Annotated in this window: 5 protein-coding genes; 3 read left to right on the top strand and 2 right to left on the bottom strand. The window is 69.8% G+C overall.

What is annotated here, in order from left to right:
- A partial coding sequence (locus ACOJUF_RS01260; RefSeq protein ID WP_420120050.1) for a citrate synthase occupies nucleotides 1-1,359 on the bottom strand: 1,359 nt, incomplete at its 3' end.
- Between the two features lie 386 nt (nucleotides 1,360-1,745).
- Here ACOJUF_RS01260 and ACOJUF_RS01265 point away from each other — a divergent pair.
- The 3 genes from ACOJUF_RS01265 to ACOJUF_RS01275 all read left to right on the top strand — a co-directional run bounded on the left by ACOJUF_RS01265 (nucleotide 1,746) and on the right by ACOJUF_RS01275 (nucleotide 5,660).
- Nucleotides 1,746-3,266, top strand: coding sequence for a long-chain-fatty-acid--CoA ligase (locus ACOJUF_RS01265; protein ID WP_420120051.1), 1,521 nt, complete (start codon nucleotides 1,746-1,748; stop codon nucleotides 3,264-3,266).
- 158 nt (nucleotides 3,267-3,424) lie between these two features.
- Complete coding sequence (locus tag ACOJUF_RS01270; RefSeq protein ID WP_420120052.1) at nucleotides 3,425-4,351, top strand: hypothetical protein; 927 nt, start codon at nucleotides 3,425-3,427, stop codon at nucleotides 4,349-4,351.
- A 103-nt stretch (nucleotides 4,352-4,454) separates the two neighbouring features.
- On the top strand, nucleotides 4,455-5,660 hold the full coding sequence (locus ACOJUF_RS01275) for a polysaccharide deacetylase family protein (protein WP_420120053.1): 1,206 nt from the start codon (nucleotides 4,455-4,457) through the stop codon (nucleotides 5,658-5,660).
- A 106-nt stretch (nucleotides 5,661-5,766) separates the two neighbouring features.
- On the opposite strand, the gene ACOJUF_RS01280 is transcribed toward ACOJUF_RS01275, so the two are convergent.
- The coding region (locus ACOJUF_RS01280) for a TipAS antibiotic-recognition domain-containing protein (RefSeq protein ID WP_420120054.1) at nucleotides 5,767-6,057 on the bottom strand (291 nt) is incomplete at its 5' end.

Genomic DNA, 6,057 nt, shown 5'->3' on the forward strand with positions numbered 1-6,057 from the left:
GCCGGTGTAGACCTGGCGCGGCCGGCCGATCTTGGTGGCCGGGTCGTTGATCATCTCGCGCCACTGGGCGATCCAGCCGGGCAGCCGGCCGAGCGCGAACAGGACGGTGAACATCCGGGTCGGGAAGCCCATGGCCTTGTAGATCAGGCCGGTGTAGAAGTCCACGTTCGGGTACAGCTTGCGGGAGATGAAGTAGTCGTCCGACAGGGCGACCTCCTCCAGCTGCGTGGCCTGGTCGAGCCGCTGGTCGGCCGCGCCGATATCGGCGAGCACCTCGTCGGCGGTGGCCTTGACCAGCGCCGCCCGCGGGTCGTAGTTCTTGTAGACCCGGTGGCCGAAGCCCATGAGCTTGACGCCCGGCTCCCGGTCCTTGACCCGCTTGACGAAGGTCGCGACGTCGCCGCCGTCCTTGCGGATGCTTTCCAGCATCTCCAGCACGGCCTGGTTGGCGCCGCCGTGCAGCGGCCCGAACAGGGCGTTGATGCCGGCCGAAACCGAGGCGAACAGGTTGGCATTCGAGGAACCGACCAGACGAACCGTTGACGTCGAACAGTTCTGCTCGTGGTCGGCGTGCAGGATCAACAGCTGGTCCAGCGCCCGGACCAGCTTGGGATCGACCTCGTAGGGCTCGGCCGGGAAGCCGAACGACATCCGCAGGAAGTTCTCGACCAGCGACAGGGAGTTGTCCGGGTACAGGAACGGGTGCCCCACGGACTTGCGGTAGGCGTAGGCGGCGATGGTGGGCAGCTTGGCCAGCAGCCGGACGGTCGACAGCTCGACCTGCTCGGCGTTGAACGGGTCGAGCGAGTCCTGGTAGAAGGTCGACAGCGCGCTGACCGCGCTGGACAGCACCGGCATCGGGTGCGCATCCCGCGGGAAGCCGTCGAAGAACCGCTTCAGATCCTCGTGCAGCATCGTGTGCCGGCTCAGCCGGTTGGTGAACGCCTCCAGCTCGGCCGGCGTCGGCAGCTCACCGTGGATGAGCAGGTAGCTGGTCTCGATGAAGGTGGACTTCTCGGCCAGCTGCTCGATCGGGTAGCCCCGGTAGCGCAGGATGCCGGCGTCGCCGTCGATGTAGGTGATCTTCGAGGTGGTGGAGCCGGTGTTGGTGAAACCCGGATCCAAGGTGATCACGCCCAGCGTGGTCAGCAGCTTGGAGATCTCCATGCCCGAGGCGCCCTCGGTGGCCGGGATCACCTTGAGCTCCAGCTGCTCGCCGCCGAACTCCAGCGAACCGGTGGCCGGGGCCGCGATGGTGGCCTCGGTGGGCGGCAGGAACTGGATGGTGCCGGTCGCCTCGGCGGACCCGGGCGGGTTGACCGGGTTCGGGGCGGCGTCGGTGCTGGTCATCGCGGTCATTCGCCTCTCGTTCGGGTCAGATGGCAACGGCCAAGCAGGCCAGGTGGGGCTGCGGCGGGCACGTCGAAGGTGGCGCTCGTGGTGACGAGATTACTGGTCGGAACGGGTGCCCCGAGCCGCGGGCGGCCCCACGACCTCCCGTCCGCGGGCCTGCCGACCACCTTTACCCGGCAGTAACCTGGATGTGACGCAGCAGACATTCCCGGCGCCGGTTCCCGCCCGGCCGTGAACGTCGTCGCTGGTCCGGCCGGCAATGGTGCCGGCCGCCGGCTCACGGAAGGTCAGTGACGAGGTATGAGCGAGGCTCGCCGAGCGAATCATGAACACGGCGACGTCGGTCCGATCAGGGGCGCGAAGCCTGCGAGCGCCCCGACGGGAGCGATGTCATGGGTCTGAGCCTGGCGGCGATCCTGTCCGAATCGGCGACGCGGTACCCCGACCGCACGGCGGTCGTGATGGGTCCACAGCGGATCAGCTACGCCGGGCTGTGGGAGGAGTCACGCCGGTACGCGGCCGTGCTGCGTGAGCAGGGGATCGGACCGGGTGACCGGGTGGCGCTGTTGGTGCCGAACGTCACCGATTTCCCCCGCGCCTACTACGCCGTGCTCTCCCTCGGGGCCGTCGTGGTCCCGGTGCACGCGCTGCTAGTGGCCCGGGAGATCGGATTCGTGCTCACCGACTCCCAGGCCAAGCTGCTCATCGCGGCCGGCCCGCTGCTCGAGCAGGGCGTGCCGGGGGCCCGCCAGGCCGGGGTGCCGGTGCTCGCCCTGCTGGCCGGTCCGGACGGCGTGCCCCGGCTGGACGAACTGGCCGCGTCGGCCGAGCCGATCCGGGCCTACGTCGAGCGCGAGCCCCAGGACGAGGCCGTGATCCTCTACACCTCCGGCACCACGGGGGCGCCCAAGGGGGCCGTCCTGACCCAGCTCAACATGACGATGAACGCGATCATGAGCGCGTCCAACGTGCTCGACCTGACCGTCGACGACGTCATCCTGGGCTGCCTGCCGCTGTTCCACTCGTTCGGCCAGACCTGCGCGATGAACGCCGGCTTCTACGCGGGCAGCACACTGGTGCTGCTGCCGCGGTTCGACGGCGCCTCCGCGCTCGACCTGATCATCAACGAGAAGGTCAACGTGTTCGAGGGCGTGCCGACGATGTACATCGGGCTGCTCGCCGCCGCCCGGGACGACGAGCGGCGGCCGGCGCTGCGTCGCGCGGTCTCCGGCGGGGCGAGCCTGCCGGTCGCCGTGATCGACGCGTTCAAGCGCGTCTTCGGCGCCGACATCTACGAGGGCTATGGGCTGTCCGAGACCTCGCCGGTGGCGACCTTCAACCAGGCGGTCTTCGGCCGCAAGCCCGGCACGGTCGGCCGGCCGATCTGGGGGACCGACGCCGAGATCGCCGATCCGGCGATCGACGACCGGATCGAGCTGCTGCCGCAGGGTCAGGTCGGCGAGGTGGTGCTGCGCGGGCACAACATCTTCGCCGGCTACCTGAACAATCCCGAGGCGACCCGGGCGGTCCTGGTCGACGGCTGGTTCCGCTCGGGCGACCTGGGCAGCAAGGACGCCGACGGCTTCCTGTCCATCGTCGACCGGAAGAAGGACCTGATCATCCGCGGCGGTTTCAACGTCTACCCGCGCGAGGTCGAGGAGGTGCTGGCCGGTCACCCCGGGGTCGCCCAGGTCGCCGTCGTGGGCGTGCCGGACGCCACCCACGGCGAGGAGATCTGCGCCGTCGTCGTGCGCTCGCCCGAGGGGCAGGATCTGTCCGCCGCCGATCTGACCGCCTGGTCGGCGCAGCGGCTGGGCAAGCACAAGGTGCCGCGGCGGGTCGAGTTCGTCGAGTCCCTGCCGCTGGGGCCGAGCGGCAAGATCCTCAAGCGGGAGCTGGTCAAACAGCTCTGATCCCTCGGTCGGGGAGCGAAGGACCAGGACCGACCCGGGCCGGCCGGGGGTACGTATCTTCCGCTCCGGCCCGTCCTCCTGAGGTGGTCGCGGGTCCGCCCGCCCGGTCACGGGTGGGCGGGTCCGCTCTCCCAGCGATCATTCCCGACGGAGGAATCATGCGTATATCGGCTCGATCGGCGGTCACGGCCGCGGCCTCGGCCGGCCTGTTGTTCATGCTGGCGGCGTGCGGCAGCACCGCCGGCGGCACCGCGGCGGTCGGCGACCCCGCGGCCGCCGCCGGCGCCACCACCAGCGCCTCCACCTCGACCCGCACCACCGCCCCGACGACGACCTCCCCGCGGACCACCACGCCGACGTCCGGGCGGACGACCACCTCGAGCAGCACCCCGAGCGACCTGACGCTGGACAGCGGGGTGACCATCGAGGAGCTCAAGGGCGACATCGACGGCGCCCAGACGATCGTCGACGGCTTCTGGACCACCCACTGGTCCGACTACTTCACCGGCTCCTACGTCCCGCCCACCGTGGTCGGTCTGTACGACGGGACCGACCCGGACACGGCGCCCGAGTGCGACGGCGAGCCGCTCGAGGCCTACAACGCGTTCTACTGCCCGGGCAACGACTCCGTCGCCTGGGACGCCAGCCTGCTGGTGGAGGGGGCCGACCGGATCGGCGACTCCTGGGTGTACCTGGTGATCGCGCACGAGTGGGGACACGCCATCCAGGCCCGCCTCGACGGCACCCTGGTGGCGCAGGCCGACGAGCTGCAGGCCGACTGCCTGGGCGCGGCCGCGCTCTACGGGGCGGCCGCCGACGGCACCCTCACCTTCGACATGGGCGACGAGCAGGAACTGGTGACCTCGCTGTCCGCGCTGGCCGACCAGATGCCGTGGACGATGACCTCCGACCACGGTGACGCGTTCCAGCGCGTGCAGTGGTTCACCCTGGGCCGCAACGGCGGCGTCAACGCCTGCCTGGACGTGCTGACGGACCCGTCGGCGTCGACGGCGCCCAGCACCATCGACGTCTCGCCGACCGACGTCCCGCCGCCCACCGGGGGCGGCGCCCCGCCGACCGCCTGAGGCGTCGCCCGGCCTTCTTCACGAGACACCCACGCCGATGTCCCCGGCGTGGGTGTCCGTGCGTGGCACCCTCGGACCGGAGTTGAACCGAAACGAGGGATGCATGCGCTCGCGTCTACTGGTCGTCGGGGCCGTCCTGGGCCTGACCGTCGTCACCGGGGTCCTGATCTACCAGGGCAACACGGAGAAGGCGACGGCCTCCTCCGCGGCGTCCACGACGTCCGGCGCCGCCTACGCGCAGGACACCGACGACCCGACCATCCCGGCGGTCACCGCGCCGGGGCAGCGGCCGCCGACCAACGTCCCGATGACCAAGCTCGAACCGGGGGACACCCCGCCGCAGTTCATCATCTTCTCGTTCGACGGCGCCGGATCCCATCAGCGGTGGAACGAGTTCATGTCGGTGGCCGACGAGTCGAACTCGCGGTTCACCGGCTTCCTGTCCGGCATCTACCTGCTCGGCGACGAGGGCAAGTACGCCGGCGCCTACACCGGCCCGGGGCACAAGACCGGCGCCGCGGCGATCGGGTACGGCGGGCCGGAATCGGAAATCGTCACGGAGGTCAACGATCTCAACACGGCCTACATGAAGGGCCACGAGATCGGCACCCACTACAACGGGCACTTCTGCGACGACGCGCCGCCCGGCGGCAACCAGTGGACCACCGCCGACTGGAACAGCGAACTCGACCAGTTCTACACCTTCGTCACGGACTGGAAGAAGATCAACGGCTACACCGACGCCCCGGACCTGATCGTGCCGCCGGACTCCATCAAGGGCGGCCGCACCCCGTGCCTGACCGGCTCGCTCGACACGCTGATCCCGGCGTGGAAGAAGCACGGGATGACCTACGACTCGTCGATGCCCGCGCCCCGCAACGGCATCTACTGGCCGCAGAAGATCGACGGCATCTGGGAGTTCTACATGCCGCAGGTCTACTCGCCCGGCTTCGAGGGCATGACCACGGCGATGGACTACAACTTCTGGGCCAAGTTCAACGGCGCCCGGGACGAGCCGGACACGGCCCCGGAGCTGCGCTCGATCGTCAAGGGCACCTACGAGTACATGTTCGACCAGGCCTACAACGGCAACCGGGCGCCGATCCTGATCGCCAACCACTTCAACAAGTGGAACGGCGACTCGTTCAACCCGCCGGCCATGGACTTCATGAAGGAGAAGTGCGGCCAGCCGGACGTGTACTGCGCCACCTACCAGGACGTCATCGCCTGGATGGAGATGCAGGATCCGGCCGTGCTGCAGGAATTGCTCGACCGGGCGCCGGTGGCGGCCAAGGCGCCGGACGCCTGACGCCCCTGCGGGGCCGCCCGGGGTTCGCTGATCAAACCCGGGCCGAACCGGACATCGAACCGGCGGTGGCGCGGGATTGATCAGCGAACCGGGGTCGGGCGGGCCGTTACGCCTCGTGCCGGTCGGCGTTGGCGTGGATCGCGTCCCGGAGCCACTGGGCCAGCCCCGGGGCGAGCACCTCGTACGTCCGGGTGAACCGCTCGTCGGCGACGTACATGTCACCCAGGCCGCGGTGCATGCCGTACCCGCAGTCGTAGAACGTCTCGATCGAGGTGCGGTGCTCCTCGGCCAGGTCCATCGCCTCGACGCTGTCCGGGGCCGCCCCGCCGGTCATCGCGGCGGCCAGCCGGACGTGTACTGCGCCACCTACCAGGACGTCATCGCCTGGATGGAGATG

It is taken from the genome of Nakamurella sp. (assembly GCF_048594475.1).
Lineage (GTDB): Bacteria > Actinomycetota > Actinomycetes > Mycobacteriales > Nakamurellaceae > Nakamurella.

Excerpts from the sequence above, each read along its gene's own strand:
- ACOJUF_RS01265 (WP_420120051.1), top strand. The coding sequence starts at position 1,746 with ATGGGTCTGAGCCTGGCGGCGATCCTGTCCGAATCGGCGACGCGGTAC.
- ACOJUF_RS01270 (WP_420120052.1), top strand. The coding sequence starts at position 3,425 with ATGCGTATATCGGCTCGATCGGCGGTCACGGCCGCGGCCTCGGCCGGC.
- ACOJUF_RS01275 (WP_420120053.1), top strand. The coding sequence starts at position 4,455 with ATGCGCTCGCGTCTACTGGTCGTCGGGGCCGTCCTGGGCCTGACCGTC.